This window comes from Stenotrophomonas sp. OVS01A, assembly GCF_019969775.1.
Taxonomy (GTDB): Bacteria; Pseudomonadota; Gammaproteobacteria; order Xanthomonadales; family Xanthomonadaceae; genus Stenotrophomonas; species Stenotrophomonas indicatrix.
On record NZ_JAHXYV010000001.1, the window covers coordinates 176,385 to 191,419 of the forward strand.

Genomic DNA, 15,035 nt, shown 5'->3' on the forward strand with positions numbered 1-15,035 from the left:
AACGTGCCGGATTCACGTGGTGCTGGCGTTGACGGCCGCACAGTGCGCCCATTCGTCAAGCGAAACCGGGGAGTTTTCGCGCTGACGGACGTGCAGCGGCGCGCAGTTCCTGCAGCGCTTGCACGTGAAAGTGTGACTGTTTTTCAAGGTTGATACCGCAGGTCTTGTTCCCGGGTGGAGCAGGGCAGGACGACATCACCTCCAAAAAACCTGCCTGCTGTGCCACCGGTCATTTCATGGAGATTCACCGATGAACCGCATTTACCGTCTGGTTTTCAACCGTGCCCTGGGTGTGATGCAGGTGGCCTCGGAAATCACCCAGAATCCGACGGGAGGCGGTATCACGGCAACACGGCGCGGGATGAAACTACAGCGATTGGCAGTGGCGTTGGCGGCCACACTGGCCAGCGGCTCGGCGTTTGCAGCCTGCACCACGGCCGGTGCGGTGATTACTTGCGATGGCGCGACGGACCAGAACAATCTTTCCAGTACCGCCAATGGCGTGACCCTGAACATCGCCACCGGCGCGGTGCTGAGCGTGCCGCCGGTACTGGGGGGCACTGCGGTGACGCTGTCCGGCAACGGCATCACGGTGAACAACCAGGGCACGATCGATCCCACCATCAACGGCGGCTTGAGCCTTGCGGCGGCAGGCATGGTGCTGGGCAACAACACTGCCGGTGGCAATACCATCAACGTCAACAACCAGGCGGGCGGCAGCATCAAGGGCCTGGTCAACATCGGTTCGATTCTTGGGTTTGGTGGACAGGCACTGGTCACGCAGAACGCTGCCGGTGGTGTCACCAACATCACCAATGACGGCACCGTGGACATGTCCATCCTCGGGGCGGGGCTGTTCACCACTGCCGACGCCGCTGCCATCGTCAGCTACGGCGGTGCGCAGACCAACCTCACCAACAGCGGCAGCATCACCGGCCGCATAGGTCTGGGCGGATCAACAGCGGGCAACCATGTGATCAACGCCGGCAGCATCACCGGCAGCGTGCACCTGGGCAACTCCACGACGACGGGAAACACGTTCACCGCCGTGTCCGGTTCAAGCGTCAACCGCGGCGTGCTGGCAACGGGCATTGCGGGCGTTCTGGGCAGCGTAGGCGTGAATCTGGCCGCTGCCGGCATTGTCGATGGCGGTACCGGTGCCAGCGATCGCCTGCTGCTGCAGAACAGCGCTTCGGGCCCGGGCGCGGGTACCGGCGGGACGGTGACCAACCTCGTTTGGGGCAATTACGCTGGATTCGAGAACCTGACCGTCAACAGTGGTACCTGGAATCTGCAAGGTGCCTGGACCGGAACCAGTGCCACGATCAACGATGGCTTGGTCAACTTCAACAACGCGGCGTCATTCGGTACCGGTACCTTCAACGTCAACGGCGGCGCCATCGCGGCATCGGCGGGCGGGCTCACGCTTGCAAATTCCTTTGCGCTCAACACTGGCAGACTGACGTTGGGCGGCACCAACCCCTTCAGCTTGAGTGGTGTGCTGTCCGGTGCTGGCGGCCTGACCGTGACCAACACCGGTGTGGTCACGCTGGGCGGCGCGAACCTGTTCGGTGGTGGCGTCAACCTCAATGCTGGCGGATTGCTGCTGGGCAACGCAGGTGCGCTGGGCAGCGGCAACCTGACGGTAGGTGGTGCCGCGTCGTTGGATACCAGCGGGGCCTTCAATCTCGCCAACAACATCGTCGTCAACGGTGGTGGCAGTCTGAATCTGGTCGGCACCAATGCGTTGACGTTGAACGGTGCGCTGTCCGGTGCAGGCAACCTGGTGAAGAACGGCGCCGGCACGCTCACCCTGGGCGGTGCAAACACGCTTACCGGCAATGTCTCGATCGCGGGCGGCGCGTTGGCGCTCGGTGCAGGCGGCAGCCTGTCACCGACCGCTGCGATCTCGCTCACGGCAGGCACGTCGCTAGACCTCACTGCCGCAGCCAACCAGACCGTCGGCTCGCTGTCCGGGCTTGGTGGAACGGTCAGCCTGGGCACTCGCACACTTACTCTAGGCGGTCTCGGCAATACCTCCTTCGCCGGCAACTTCACTGGCACTTCCGGTGGCCTGGTCAAGGTCGGTACCGGAGTGCAGACACTGTCCGGCAGCAACAGCTTGACCGGTGGTTTTGCCCTGAATGGCGGCGGCCTGCTGCTCGGCAACAACGGTGCATTGGGAACGGGTGTGCTGAGCGTGGGCGGCGAGGTCACGCTGGATGGCACCACCGCAGCGCTCACCCTGGCCAACGACATCGCGCTCGGCGCCGGCGGCTCGCTCGCGCTGCAGGGCGGCCAGCCCGTGGTGTTGAACGGGGTGATCTCCGGCGTCGGCAACATTGGCAAGAACGGCGCATCTCTGCTCACGTTGAACGGCACCAACACGTTCAGTGGCGGCCTCGTCGTCAACGGTGGCGGCCTGCTGCTGGGCAACAGCAGTGCGCTCGGTACCGGCCTGCTGGACATCAACAACGCTGCGACGCTGGATATCTCTTCAGCCCTGACCCTGGGCAATGACGTGATCATCGGCGCGGCAGGTTCGTTGAACGTGCTGGGTGGCAACGCGCTGACACTGGGCGGTGCGATTTCCGGTGGTGGCGGCCTGATAAAGAGCGGGGCTTCGACACTGACACTCAACGGCGCCAATACCTTCACCGGTGGTTTGAACGTTGCTGCCGGCACGGTGGCGCTGGGCAGTGGTGGCAGCCTGGCCGCGACTGGCGCGGTCAGCCTGTCGGGGGCTGGGGCGGCGCTGGATCTTTCCCTGGGTGGTAACCAGACCATCGGTGCACTGTCCGGCGTGGCAGGTTCCACCGTGGCATTGGGCGGCAATACGCTCACCTTTGGTAGTGCGGCCGACCAGGTCTTCGCCGGTGTGATCAGTGGCGTCGGCGGAGGCCTGGTAAAGAACGGAAGTGGCGTACAGACGTTGACCGGCGCAAACACCTTCACCGGCGGCGTCGCGCTCAATGCTGGCGGTCTGCTGCTGGGCAACAGCGGTGCACTGGGCACCGGCGCGCTCAGCGTCAACGGTGCCGCGACGTTGGACGGCAGCTCTGCGCTGACCCTGGGCAACGCGGTCAACCTCGGTGCCGCGCTGACCCTGGGCGGCAGCAACAACATCACCCTGACCGGCGACATCTCCGGCGTCGGCAGCCTGACCAAGAACGGCGCCTCGCTGTTGACCTTGAACGGCACCAATGGCTTCAGCGGTGGCCTCAACCTCAATGCCGGCAGCGTGCTGCTGGGCAGCAGTGCGGCGGCCGGCACCGGCGCGCTGAACATCGGCGGCAACGTGTCGCTGGACGCGGCGGTTGCGCTGAACCTGAGCAACAACGTGGCCTTGGGTACCGGTGCGATTCTTACGCTCCCCGGCAGCCAGAACATCACGCTGGGCGGCGTGGTGTCCGGCGACGGTGGCCTGGCGAAGAACGGCGCCACGGTGTTGACGCTCAACGGTGCCAATACCTTCGGTGGCGGCCTGAACCTGGCGGGCGGCGGCCTGTTGCTGGGCAACAGTGGAGCGCTGGGAACCGGCGCGCTGAACGTTGCTGCGAATGCCAGCCTAGATAACAGCATTGCGCTTGACCTGACCAATGCGGTCAACCTTGGCGCCGGCTCGGCACTGACGCTGATCGGCAGCAACGCACTCACGCTCGATGGCGTGATTTCCGGCACCGGCAGTCTGGTCAAGAACGGCGCCGGCACGTTGACCCTCGGCAACGCCAACGGCTTCAGTGGCGGCCTGGCGTTGAATGGCGGCAACCTGCAGTTGGGCAACGCTGGCGCTCTGGGAACGGGTGCGCTCAACGTCGGCGGCAATGCAACGCTGGATACTGCCGCCGCCTACACCGTGGGCAACGCGATCAACCTGGCCTCGGGCACGACGCTTGCCCTGCAGGGCAGCAATGCGCTGACGCTCGGCGGCGTGGTGTCCGGCAATGGTGCACTGGTCAAGAACGGTGCAGCCACACTCACCCTGGCCAATGTGAACACCTACGCCGGCAGCACCACGATCAATGCCGGAACCCTGGCGCTTGGCGCAGGCGGCAGCCTGGCTGTCGGGGGTGACGTCACCCTCGGCGGCGCTGGCGCGGGCTTTGACCTATCGGCGGCAACCGGCAACCAGACCATCGGCGCGCTGAATGGCGTGGTCGGTTCGACGGTCGCGCTGGGAGGAAACTCGCTGACCTTTGGTACGGCAGCCGATGCGGTGTTCGATGGCGTGATCAGCGGAGGCGGTGGCCTGGTCAAGGTGGGCGCGGGCGTGCAGACGCTGTCCGCTGCCAACACCTTCGGCGGCGGCGTCAGCCTCAATGCCGGTGGCCTGCTGCTCGGCAATGACGCGGCACTGGGCAGTGGTGCGCTGACCGTGGGTGGCGCGGCCACCCTCGACACCAGCCTGGCGGCAACACTGGTCAACAACATCGCCCTCAATGCCGGCCTGACCGTGCTGGGCAGCAACGCGCTGACGCTCAACGGGGTGATCTCCGGCACCGGCAGCCTGACCAAGAATGGTGCTGCCACGCTGACCTTGAACGGCGTGAACACTTATACCGGCGGCACCAACGTCAATGCCGGCACGCTGGCCTTGGGAGCAGGTGCAAGCCTGGCCGCCAGCGGCATCGTCAACCTGGCAACCGGCGCTACGCTGGATCTCTCTGCGGGCAACGGTGCCCAGACCTTCGGCACCCTGACCGGTAGTGGCACGGTCAACCTGGGCGCGAACTCGATCACTGTCGGCGGACCGACCAACGGTGTCTTCAGCGGATCCATCGCCGGCACCGGCGGCCTGATCAAGGAGGGGACCGGTACTGAAACGCTGACCGGTACCAACACCTTCACCGGTGGCACCCTGATCAATGCGGGAACGCTGGCGATCGGTGCCGGTGGCAGCCTGGCGGCAACCGGTGCAGTCACGCTTTCCGCGCCGGGCACCGCCTTCGACATCTCCGCTGCTGGCAACCAGACCATCGGCGCGCTCAACGGCGTCGCTGGCAGCACCGTGGCGCTGGGCGGAAATACGCTGACCTTCGGCGGCGTTGGCAACGGGACCTTCGATGGCGTGATCGGTGGGACCGGCGGGCTGGTCAAGAACGGTACGGGCATCCAGACGTTGGGCGGCGCCAACGTCTTCGGTGGCGGGGTGGCACTCAATGGTGGCGGCCTGGTGGTGGGCAACAATGCCGCGCTGGGTACCGGCGCGCTGACCGTGGGCGCCAACGCATCGCTGGACAGCAGCATCGCTGCGAACCTCGGCAACGACATCGGCCTGCTGGCCGGTGCCACGCTCAACCTGCTTGGCAGCAATGCATTGACGCTGGGCGGGGCGGTCACCGGCGATGGTGGCCTGATCAAGAACGGCGCGGCGACGGTCACCCTGACCGGCAGCAACACCTTCACCGGCGGCACGGTCATCAACAGCGGCACGCTGGCGATCGGGGCGGGCGGCAGCCTGTCGCCGACCGGCGCGGTGAACCTGGCCGGTACCGGCACCTTCGACATCTCCGCCGGCGGCAACCAGAGCATCGGTTCGCTGGCGGGCGTGGCCGGCAGCACGGTGTCGTTGGGGGGCAACAGCCTGACGCTGGGAGGGACCACCGACGCGACCTTCAACGGTGCCCTGACCGGCAGCGGTGGGCTGGTCAAGAATGGCAGCGGCGTGCAGACCCTCAACGGTGCCAGCACGTTCGGTGGCGGCGTCACCCTCAATGCGGGTGGCCTGGTGGTGGGCAACAACGCTGCGCTGGGAACCGGCACGTTGACCGTTGGGGGCGCTTCCACGCTCGATTCCAGCGGTGCGGTGACCTTGGCCAACAACATGGTGCTCAACGCCGGCCTGACCGTACTTGGCAGCAACGATCTCACCCTCAACGGCAACCTGTCGGGGGCCGGCAGCTTGACCAAGGACGGCGTTGCTACCCTTACGTTGAACGGCACCAACACCTATACCGGCGGCACCTACATCAACGCGGGCACGCTCGCGCTCGGTGCCGGTGCCAGCCTCAGCGCAGGCGGTATCGTCAATCTGGCCACGGGTGCCACCTTCGATCTTTCGGCCGGCAGCGGCACGCAGGTATTCGGCACGCTGATCGGCAATGGCACGGTCAACCTCGGCGCGAACACGTTGACCATCGGCGATGCCACCAATGGTGTGTTCAGTGGTTCGATCGGCGGCACCGGTGGACTCATCAAGGAGGGCACCGGTACCGAAACATTGACCGGCACCAACACTTTCACGGGCGGCACCACCATCAACGCCGGCACGCTGGCGATCGGCGCCGGTGGCAGCCTGGCCGCAACCGGCGCAGTGAACCTGGCCAACGCCGGTACCGGTTTTGACATCTCCAGCGGTGGCAACCAGGCCATCGGTACATTGTCCGGCGTTGCCGGCAGCACGATCAGCCTTGGCGGCAACACACTGACCACCAACGCAGCGGGCAACAGCACCTTTGCCGGGGACATCAGTGGCGCCGGTGGCCTGGTCAAGAACGGTGCCGGCGTGCTCGGCCTGACCGGCAGCAACACCTTCGGTGGCGGAGTGGCGCTCAATGCCGGTGGTCTGTCGCTGGGCAGCAGTGGTGCCCTGGGCACCGGCACGCTGACCGTAGGCGGTGACGCCACGCTGGACGGCAGTGTGCCGCTGACCCTGGCCAACAACGTGCAGCTGGCAAGCGGCACGTTGACCCTGCTGGGGGGCACGCCGCTGACGCTGGACGGTGACATCGCCGGCAGTGGCAGCCTGCTCAAGGATGGTGCGGCGACGGTGACCCTGGGCGGCGCCAGCAGCTACACCGGCACCACGACGATCAACAGCGGCACCCTGGCGGTCGCCGCCGGTGGCAGCCTGTCCTCGGCCAGCACGGTGAACCTGGCCGGCGCCGGAACGCTGGACATCAGAGCGGCCGGCAACCAGGCCATTGGTGGCCTGGCCGGTGTTGCCAGCGGCAACGTGGTGCTCGGCGGTTCCACCCTGACCACCGGCGGCAGCAATGCCAGCACCACCTTCGGTGGCACCATCGGTGGCAGCGGTGGCCTGGTGCAGACCGGCACCGGCACGTTGACCCTGACCGGCAACAACACCTACACCGGTGGAACCACCATCAACGGTGGCAGCACGTTGCAGATCGGCAATGGCGGCGCGACCGGTGCGATCGTCGGCGACGTGACCAACAACGGCGCACTGGTGGTCAACCTGTCGGGCAACACGACACTCGGTGGCGCCGTCAGTGGCAGCGGTGGCCTGACCCAGGCCGGCAGCGGCACGCTTACGCTGACCGGCAACAATACCTATACCGGCGGCACCACCATCAATACCGGTGGCACCCTGCAGGTGGGCAATGGTGGTGCAACGGGGGCGATCATCGGCGACGTCGGCAACAACGGCAGCCTGGTGTTCAACGTGGGTGGCAACACTACGCTCGCGGGCGTGGTCAGCGGCAGCGGCGGTCTGACCCAGGCCGGTGCCGGTACGCTGACCCTGACCGGCAACAACACCTACACCGGCGGTACCACCATCAACACCGGCGGTACGTTGCAGGTGGGCAATGGTGGCGCCACGGGTGCGATCACCGGCAACGTCAGCAACAACGGCAGCCTGGTGTTCAACGTCGGCGGCAATACCACGCTTGGTGGCGTGGTCAGTGGCAGCGGCGGGTTGACCCAGGCCGGCAGCGGCACGCTGGTCCTTACCGGCAACAACACCTATACCGGTGGCACCACGATCAACACCGGCGGTACCGTGCAGATCGGCAACGGCGGCGCCAGCGGCGCGGTCACCGGCAACATCACCAACAACGGTGGCCTGGTGGTCAACACCGGCAGCACCACCACGCTGGGTGGCAGCATCAGTGGCGCGGGCAGCATCGTGCAGGCCGGCCCTGGCCTGCTCAACCTGGGCGGCGACAGTGGCGGATTCACCGGTACCGGTCAGGTCACCGGTGGTGGCCTGAATGTCACCGGCACCGTCGGTGGCCAATGGACCATCGGCAGCGGCACCACGTTGTCGGGTACCGGCACCATCGGCGGCAGCGCTGGTGGCGTCACCGTGAGCAGCGGCGGTGTGCTGTCGCCGGGCAACGGCCCGGGCAATGGCAGCAGTGGCGGCAACGGTACGGGCGCGATCACCGTGGGCGGCAACCTGACCTTGGCACCGGGCAGCACGCTGTCGGTCGACCTGGGCGCTACCGGCAGTGACGTGGTGCAGGTGGGCGGCAGCGCGAACATCGGTGGTGCATCGGTGGTGGTCAATGCCATCGACCCGAACACCAGCTACCAGCAGGGCCAGCAGTACACGATCATCAACGCAGGCGGCGGCGTCAGCGGGCAGTTCGTGCCCCCCACCACCACCTCGGCGTTCCTCTCACTGAGCCCGGTCTACACAGCGAATGCCGCGCAGCTGAAGATCGATGTGAAGCAGACAGCGGCCTTCGTCACGGCTGCGCAGACCCGCAACCAGCTGGGCGTGGCATCGGCGCTGGACAGCCTGCCGCAGACCGGCGCGGCGCTGGGCCTGTACAACACGCTGCTGGCCTACGACACCGCCACCGCGCGCAACGCGTTCAACCAGCTCTCCGGTGAAGTGCATGCGGCCAGCCGTGCAGTGCTGCTGTACGACAACTACCTGGAAGAGGGCATCCGCCAGCGTCTCGGCAGCGAGTTGCCGACGGTGCGTGGCGAGCGTGCTTCGGCATGGCTGGCGGGTAGCGGCAAGGTGTTCAAGCAGGACGGCGATGGCAACGGTGACGAGATCCGTGCCAACCGCAATGCACTGATGGCCGGCGTCGATTGGAAGCTCGGCGAGCATGTGGTGCTGGGTGCGGCGGCGGGCAGCGAGCGGCTGGATACGCGGCTGTACGATCGCCAGTCGCGTGCACGCCTGCGTGGCAACACCTATGGACTGTATGCGCAGGGCGAGTGGAACAACGGATTTGCGGTCGGTGGCAGTGTGTCGCGCGGCGATTACCGCACGCGCACCACGCGTGAAGTGCCGCTGCTGGCACAGACGCTGCACAGCCGCCAGGATTCGGATGTCACCATCGCCCAGATCGAAGGCAGCTGGACCTGGACCCATGGCAGGACGCAACTGCAACCGTATGTGCAGTTCACCAAGCACTGGGTGGACAGCGATCGCGCGGTGGAGCAGGGCGGCAGCGCGGCGCTGGTACTGGAGGGCGGCAAGGACACGCTCAATGTCAGCGCCGTCGGCGTACGCGGCCGCTGGGATGTGGGCAGCGGCGAGCGCTATCCGGCACAGCTGACGGTCGGGCTGGGCTGGCAGCATGCGTCCGGTGACACCGACGTGGCCAGCCGGCAGAGCTTCGCCGTCGGTGGCACTGCGTTCGATGCCTACAGTGCCGTGATGGCGCGCAACGCACTGGTCAGCCAGGTCGGTGTGGCCGTCGGCCTGGGACGCAGCAGCCAGCTGTCGCTGTTCGTGCAGGGCCAGCATGGCGACGGTCGCAACGATATCGGTGGCCAGTTGAACCTGCGCGTCGGGTTCTGAGCCAGCGCGTGTCTTGGACGGATCCACGCCATGCGTGGATCCGTCGAGAGCCGGGTTACAGCACCCGCTGCATCTCCACGGCGTCGATTCCGGCACCGTGGCCATCGGCTACCACGCGTACCACCTGGAAGCCGAGGCCGGCATAGAAGCCCTGCGTGTGCTGGCTGGTGCTGAGCGTGATGCGCTGGATCGATGGGTCTGCTTCAGCCTGATGCAGGCGGGCCACTGCCAGCGCGCGTCCCAGCCCCTGTCTGTGGCGACTTCGTTCGACCATGCCCCAGCACAAGCTGGCGCTGCCATCGCCGCAGTGCCAGAGGCCGCCGCAGGCCACCACCTGGCCCTCGACCTCGATCACCTGGAAGGCGCGTGGCACGGCGTGTTCGTGCAGGAAGCGCTCGAAGTCAACCCGCTCTGCCGGTGCGAAGTAGGTGGGCACGTTGCTGTCGAAGATCGACAGGCAGGCGGTGACGTCGGTGCAGCGGTAGGGGCGGGGTGTCATGAATGACTGTCATCGTGGTGGCGGGCACATTGTGCGCGAGGTCCGGACCATTGATGTCTGGATATGGCGAGCCCGGAAACCGGTCCGGACGCAGACTGCGGGTCCCCGTCATCAGGAGGTTCCATGTCCAACGTTCACCAGAACTTCGTTCAACTCCATCAACGCGCTGGTCTCTATGTGCTGCCCAACGTATGGGATGCCGGTGGCGCCCGCCTGGTCCAGCAGCTGGGAGCTGTCGCGGTGGGAACATCGAGTGCTGCCATGGCGTGGTCCTGCGGTTATGCCGATGGCGGTGCGCTGCCGGATACCGCGCTGCTGCAGCGGGTTTCGGAAATTGTTGGTGTGACTTCGCTGCCGGTCACGGTCGATATCGAGGACGGTTACAGCGATGTCCCCGATGCGGTCGCTGAGCGGGTGCTGCGCCTGGTGGAGGCGGGTGCGGTAGGGATCAACATCGAAGACGGTGCCGGCAGCCCTGCGGCGCTGGTGGGCAAGATCACAGCCATCCGTTCGGCGCTGAGCGGACGATCGCTGTTCATCAATGCGCGCACCGATGTGTATCTGCGCGGCCTGGCCGAACGGGACGAGGCGGTCAGGATGAGCATCGATCGGCTGCAGGCCTATGCACGTGCCGGTGCCGACGGCGGCTTCGTGCCCGGGCTTCACGCGCTGGACGAGGCTGCTGCAGTTGCCAGCGGCGTGTCGCTGCCTCTCAACCTGATGTGGCTGCCGGGGATGGCGCCGTTTGCTGCGCTGTCGCAGGCCGGTGTGCGGCGGCTCAGCGCTGGTCCGGCCTTGTTCATGCACGCATGGACAGCGATGGCTGCGGCGACCACGGATTTTCTCGGCGGTGTGATGGCGATGCCCGAGGGCGCACCGGGCTATGCGGCCTTGAACCAGCTGTTCAGCGAAAGGTGAGGGCGCCAAGGCGGGGCGCCGACAGGCTCGACCACGGGCGGGTAGTCGATGCGACCGGGCCGAGGCATCCACGCATGGCGTGGATCTACTGCCATAGCTGGAGGAACAAGCCCCTCTGTTGAGGGGCTGCCCCGACAGGGGCGGGGAGAGGCAGGCCAAGCGTGCGGAACGCGCGTCGCGTCCCCAGCCAGATAAATAAAAAGGGCTGCTGTCCGGCTCTATCCCTGCAGGCCGTCGAACCTGGGCGGACGCGGTTCCTTCGGTCATCCACGCATGGCGTGGATCTACTGCCGTATCTGGAGGAACAAGCCCCTCTGTTGAGGGGCTGCCCCGACAGGGGCGGGGAGAGGCCGGCGAAGGGAGGGGCCCGAACGTTGCGCAGCAACGTTTGGGGCGAAGCGTGCGCAGCGCACTTCGCGTCCCCCGCCAGATAAATAAAAAAGGGCTGCTGTCCGGCTCTACCCCTGCAGGCCGTCGAACCTGGGCGGACGCGGTTCCTTCGGTCATCCACGCATGGCGTGGATCTACTGCCGTATCTGGGGGAACAAGCCCCTCTGTTGAGGGGCTGCCCCGACAGGGGCGGGGAGAGGCCGGCGAAGGGAGGGGCCCGAACGTTGCGCAGCAACGTTTGGGGCGAAGCGCGCGCAGCGCACTTCGCGTCCCCAGCCAGATAAATAAAAAAGGCCGCCCGAAGGGCAGCCTTTTTTATTTATCTGGCGGAGAGAGGGGGATTCGAACCCCCGAAGCGCGGTTTAGACGCTTACACACTTTCCAGGCGTGCTCCTTCAACCACTCGGACACCTCTCCGGATCCCTGCCATCGGCAAACGCCTCAGCAGGGGCGCAGATTCTAGCGGGCGCAGCGGCAGGACACAAGCACTGGTTTGCAGGGCGAGAGGGCTGGACAGGCGTGGCACAATGGAACATCCGATGGAAGACGGTGGCCTGATGTCCTATCTCGTCCTTGCCCGCAAGTGGCGTCCGAAGCGTTTTGCCGAGCTGGTGGGCCAGGAACACGTGGTCCGTGCGCTCAGCAATGCGCTCGACAGCGGCCGGGTCCACCATGCGTTCCTGTTCACCGGTACCCGCGGCGTGGGCAAGACCACGATCGCGCGCATCTTCGCCAAGTCGCTGAACTGCGAGCAGGGCACCAGTGCCGATCCCTGCGGCCAGTGTGCGGCCTGCCTGGACATCGACGCCGGTCGCTACATCGACCTGCTGGAAATCGATGCTGCGTCCAATACCGGCGTGGACGATGTGCGCGAGGTGATCGAGAACGCCCAGTACATGCCCTCGCGTGGCAAGTACAAGGTGTACCTGATCGACGAAGTGCACATGCTGTCCAAGGCCGCGTTCAATGCGCTGCTGAAGACGCTGGAAGAACCGCCGGAACATGTGAAGTTCCTGCTGGCCACCACCGACCCGCAGAAGCTGCCGGTCACCGTGCTCAGCCGCTGCCTGCAGTTCAACCTCAAGCGCCTGGATGAAGACCAGATCCAGGGGCAGATGACCCGCATTCTCGCCGCCGAGGAGATCGAGTCGGACCCGACCGCCATCGTGCAGCTGGCCAAGGCTGCCGACGGCAGCCTGCGCGATGGCCTGTCGCTGCTCGACCAGGCCATTGCCTATGCCGGCGGTGCGCTGCGTGAGGACGTGGTGCGCACCATGCTGGGCACGGTCGACCGCACCCAGGTGGCGGCCATGCTCGATGCCCTGGCCGAGGGCGATGGCCCGCGCCTGCTGCAGGTGGTGGCGGCGCTGGCCGAGTTCTCGCCGGACTGGAGCGGGGTGCTCGATGCGCTGGCCGAGGGCCTGCACCGCATCCAGGTGCAGCAACTGGTGCCGGGCGCGTCCGCCGCTGCCGAGGGACTGGATGCCAGCGTGTTTGCTGAACGCCTGCGCCCGGAAGTGGTCCAGCTCTGGTATCAGATGGCCCTGAATGGTCGTCGCGATCTGCCATTGGCGCCCAGCCCGCGCGCCGGCTTTGAAATGGCCGTGCTGCGCATGCTGGCGTTCCGCCCTGCGGCTGCCGTGCCGTCGGTGCCGCGTACTCCGGAATCCTCCGGTGGCAGCGCACCGACCGGTACGGGCCAGACCGGGGGCGGCCTTGCTGGCGCTGGCAGCCACGAAGGAGCTGCACCGGCAACGGCTGCGGCGCCAGAAGCCGCAGCGGCCACCCAGGCAATTGCGGTGCCCGTGTTGGCGGCGGCAACCGCGCAGACGCCGAACCCGGCGCCACAGCGCGAACCCGAGCCGGAGCCCGAGCCGACCCCGGAACCAGATCCGACCCCGGAACCTGAACCGGCTCCGATCAAGGAACCCGGATCCCCGCTGCCGATGAAGGCGCAGTTGGCTCCCGAGGCGGCCACGCCCAAGGTACCTGCCGAGGCAGATGACCTGCCGCCGTGGGCGACCGACGCGGCTGGCGCGCGCGATGAAGCGCTGGCGGCCGAGATGGCAACGCCCGACGCGGCCATGGTCGCGCCGTGGCACGAGCCGCCGGCGCCGGCTTCACCGCCGGTTGCAGAGGCTGTTGCCGCGCCGGAGCGTTCGTTCCGTGCCGAGGGTATCGACATCGCCCCGGCACCGGTTGCGGCAAAGGAAAAAGCTTCGCCGGCAGGCAGCGTCAGTGACCTGGCCTGTGCCGAAGACTGGCTCGACCTGATCGCCAACAGTGGCCTCAGCGGTCCGTCGCGACAGCTTGCGGCCAATGCGGCCTTCATCAGTTGCCAGCATGGGGTCTTGAAACTGGGCCTTTCGCCCGGATTTGAATACCTGCGCTCCGAGCGCGCGCTGGCAGCGTTGGGCGAGGTGCTGGAAAAGTCCCTTGGCCACGCGCTGAAGATCGTGGTCGAAACCGTGGAAACCGAGCAGGTCCCGGCGGAGACCCTGCACCAGCGCGCCGACCGCCAGCGTGGCGAGCGGCAGCAGGCTGCCGAGGCCATTTTCATGGACGACCCGGAAGTCCAGGTGCTGATCCAGCAGCACGGCGCCCGGGTTGTTTCCGATTCCATCCGTTCTTTTGACGAGTAAGACGACATGCGCGGCAATATCGCCCAACTGATGCAGCAGGCCCAGAAGATGCAGGAAAACCTGCAGAAGGCCCAGGAAGAAATCGCCAAGATCGAAGTGACCGGCAGCGCCGGTGGTGGCATGGTCAGCGTTACCCTGACCGGCGCCAAGGAGTGCCGCAAGGTACGCATCGATCCGTCGCTGGCCAGTGATCCGGAAATGCTGGAAGACCTGATCGCCGCCGCCTTCAACGACGCATCGAACAAGATCGACGCCGAGTCGAAGTCGAAGATGGGTTCGGCCACTGCCGGCATGCAGCTGCCGCCGGGCATGAAGATGCCGTTCTGATGTCCGGCCTGGCACCCGCACTGCCGGGTGCCATGCACTGTGTAGCGTCGAGCGTGCTCGATTGCCCGCAATTTCCAGTCGAGCACGCTCGGCTCTACAGAACACGCCGCCGTGTCCGCACCCCTGCTTAAACAACTGATCGATGCACTGCGGGTGTTGCCTGGCGTAGGCCAGAAGACGGCACAGCGCATGGCTTACCACCTGCTCGAACGCGAGCGCGAAGGTGGCAAACGCCTTGCCGAGACGCTGGCGCAGGCGGTTGAACGCATCGGTCACTGTGCGCAGTGCCGCGACTTCAGCGAAACCGAGCTGTGCCCGACCTGCGCCAATGGCAGCCGCGAGCGCAGCCAGCTGTGCGTGGTGGAATCGCCGGCTGACCGCCTGGCGATCGAGAACGCCACCGGCTATCGCGGCGTTTACTTCGTGCTGCAGGGGCGCCTGTCGCCGCTGGATGGCATCGGCCCGCGCGAGCTGGGTCTGGAGCAGCTGGAACAGCGCCTGGCCGAGGCGGAGGTGCAGGAACTGATCATTGCCACCAGCGCCACCGTCGAAGGCGAAGCTACCGCGCACTATCTCGCGCAGCTGGCGCGTGCCCGCCAGGTGCGGCCGAGTCGACTGGCCCAGGGCCTGCCCCTCGGCGGTGAGCTGGAGTATGTCGATCGCGGCACGCTGTCGCACGCGTTCGGCACCCGTAGCGAAGTGCGCGATTGAGTCGATGCCGGGCATGCCCCGGCGTTACCGGCCTACAATG

The 15,035-nt window shown here is 66.4% G+C and carries 6 protein-coding genes and 1 tRNA gene; 5 read left to right on the plus strand and 2 right to left on the minus strand.

From position 1 onward, the window contains the following. Window positions 1–250: 250 nt before the first annotated feature. Window positions 251–9,508, plus strand: a complete 9,258-nt coding sequence (locus LC407_RS00890; protein ID WP_223482013.1) for an autotransporter-associated beta strand repeat-containing protein — start codon at window positions 251–253, stop codon at window positions 9,506–9,508. A 55-nt stretch (window positions 9,509–9,563) separates the two neighbouring features. Here the strand turns inward: LC407_RS00890 and LC407_RS00895 are convergent, their stop codons facing one another. Next, a complete protein-coding gene (locus tag LC407_RS00895) occupies window positions 9,564–10,007 on the minus strand; it encodes a GNAT family N-acetyltransferase (RefSeq protein WP_223482014.1) in 444 nt (147 codons plus the stop codon). 123 nt (window positions 10,008–10,130) lie between these two features. On the opposite strand from LC407_RS00895, the gene LC407_RS00900 reads away from it, so the two are divergent. Then, window positions 10,131–10,925 carry an isocitrate lyase/phosphoenolpyruvate mutase family protein gene (locus tag LC407_RS00900; RefSeq protein WP_223482015.1) on the plus strand — a complete coding sequence of 265 codons (795 nt, stop codon included), beginning with the start codon at window positions 10,131–10,133 and terminating at the stop codon, window positions 10,923–10,925. 714 nt (window positions 10,926–11,639) lie between these two features. Here the strand turns inward: LC407_RS00900 and LC407_RS00905 are convergent. Further along, window positions 11,640–11,732, minus strand: a tRNA-Ser gene (locus LC407_RS00905). Window positions 11,733–11,854: 122 nt separating this feature from the next. Here LC407_RS00905 and dnaX point away from each other — a divergent pair. The 3 genes from dnaX to recR all read left to right on the plus strand — a co-directional run bounded on the left by dnaX (window position 11,855) and on the right by recR (window position 14,995). Continuing rightward, on the plus strand, window positions 11,855–13,957 hold the full coding sequence (dnaX, locus tag LC407_RS00910) for a DNA polymerase III subunit gamma/tau (RefSeq protein WP_223482663.1): 2,103 nt from the start codon (window positions 11,855–11,857) through the stop codon (window positions 13,955–13,957). A gap of 6 nt (window positions 13,958–13,963) precedes the next feature. Further along, window positions 13,964–14,284 carry a YbaB/EbfC family nucleoid-associated protein gene (locus LC407_RS00915; protein ID WP_025879376.1) on the plus strand — a complete coding sequence of 107 codons (321 nt, stop codon included), beginning with the start codon at window positions 13,964–13,966 and terminating at the stop codon, window positions 14,282–14,284. Between the two features lie 111 nt (window positions 14,285–14,395). Next, on the plus strand, window positions 14,396–14,995 hold the full coding sequence (gene recR / locus LC407_RS00920) for a recombination mediator RecR (RefSeq protein ID WP_223482016.1): 600 nt from the start codon (window positions 14,396–14,398) through the stop codon (window positions 14,993–14,995). Window positions 14,996–15,035 lie beyond the last annotated feature (40 nt).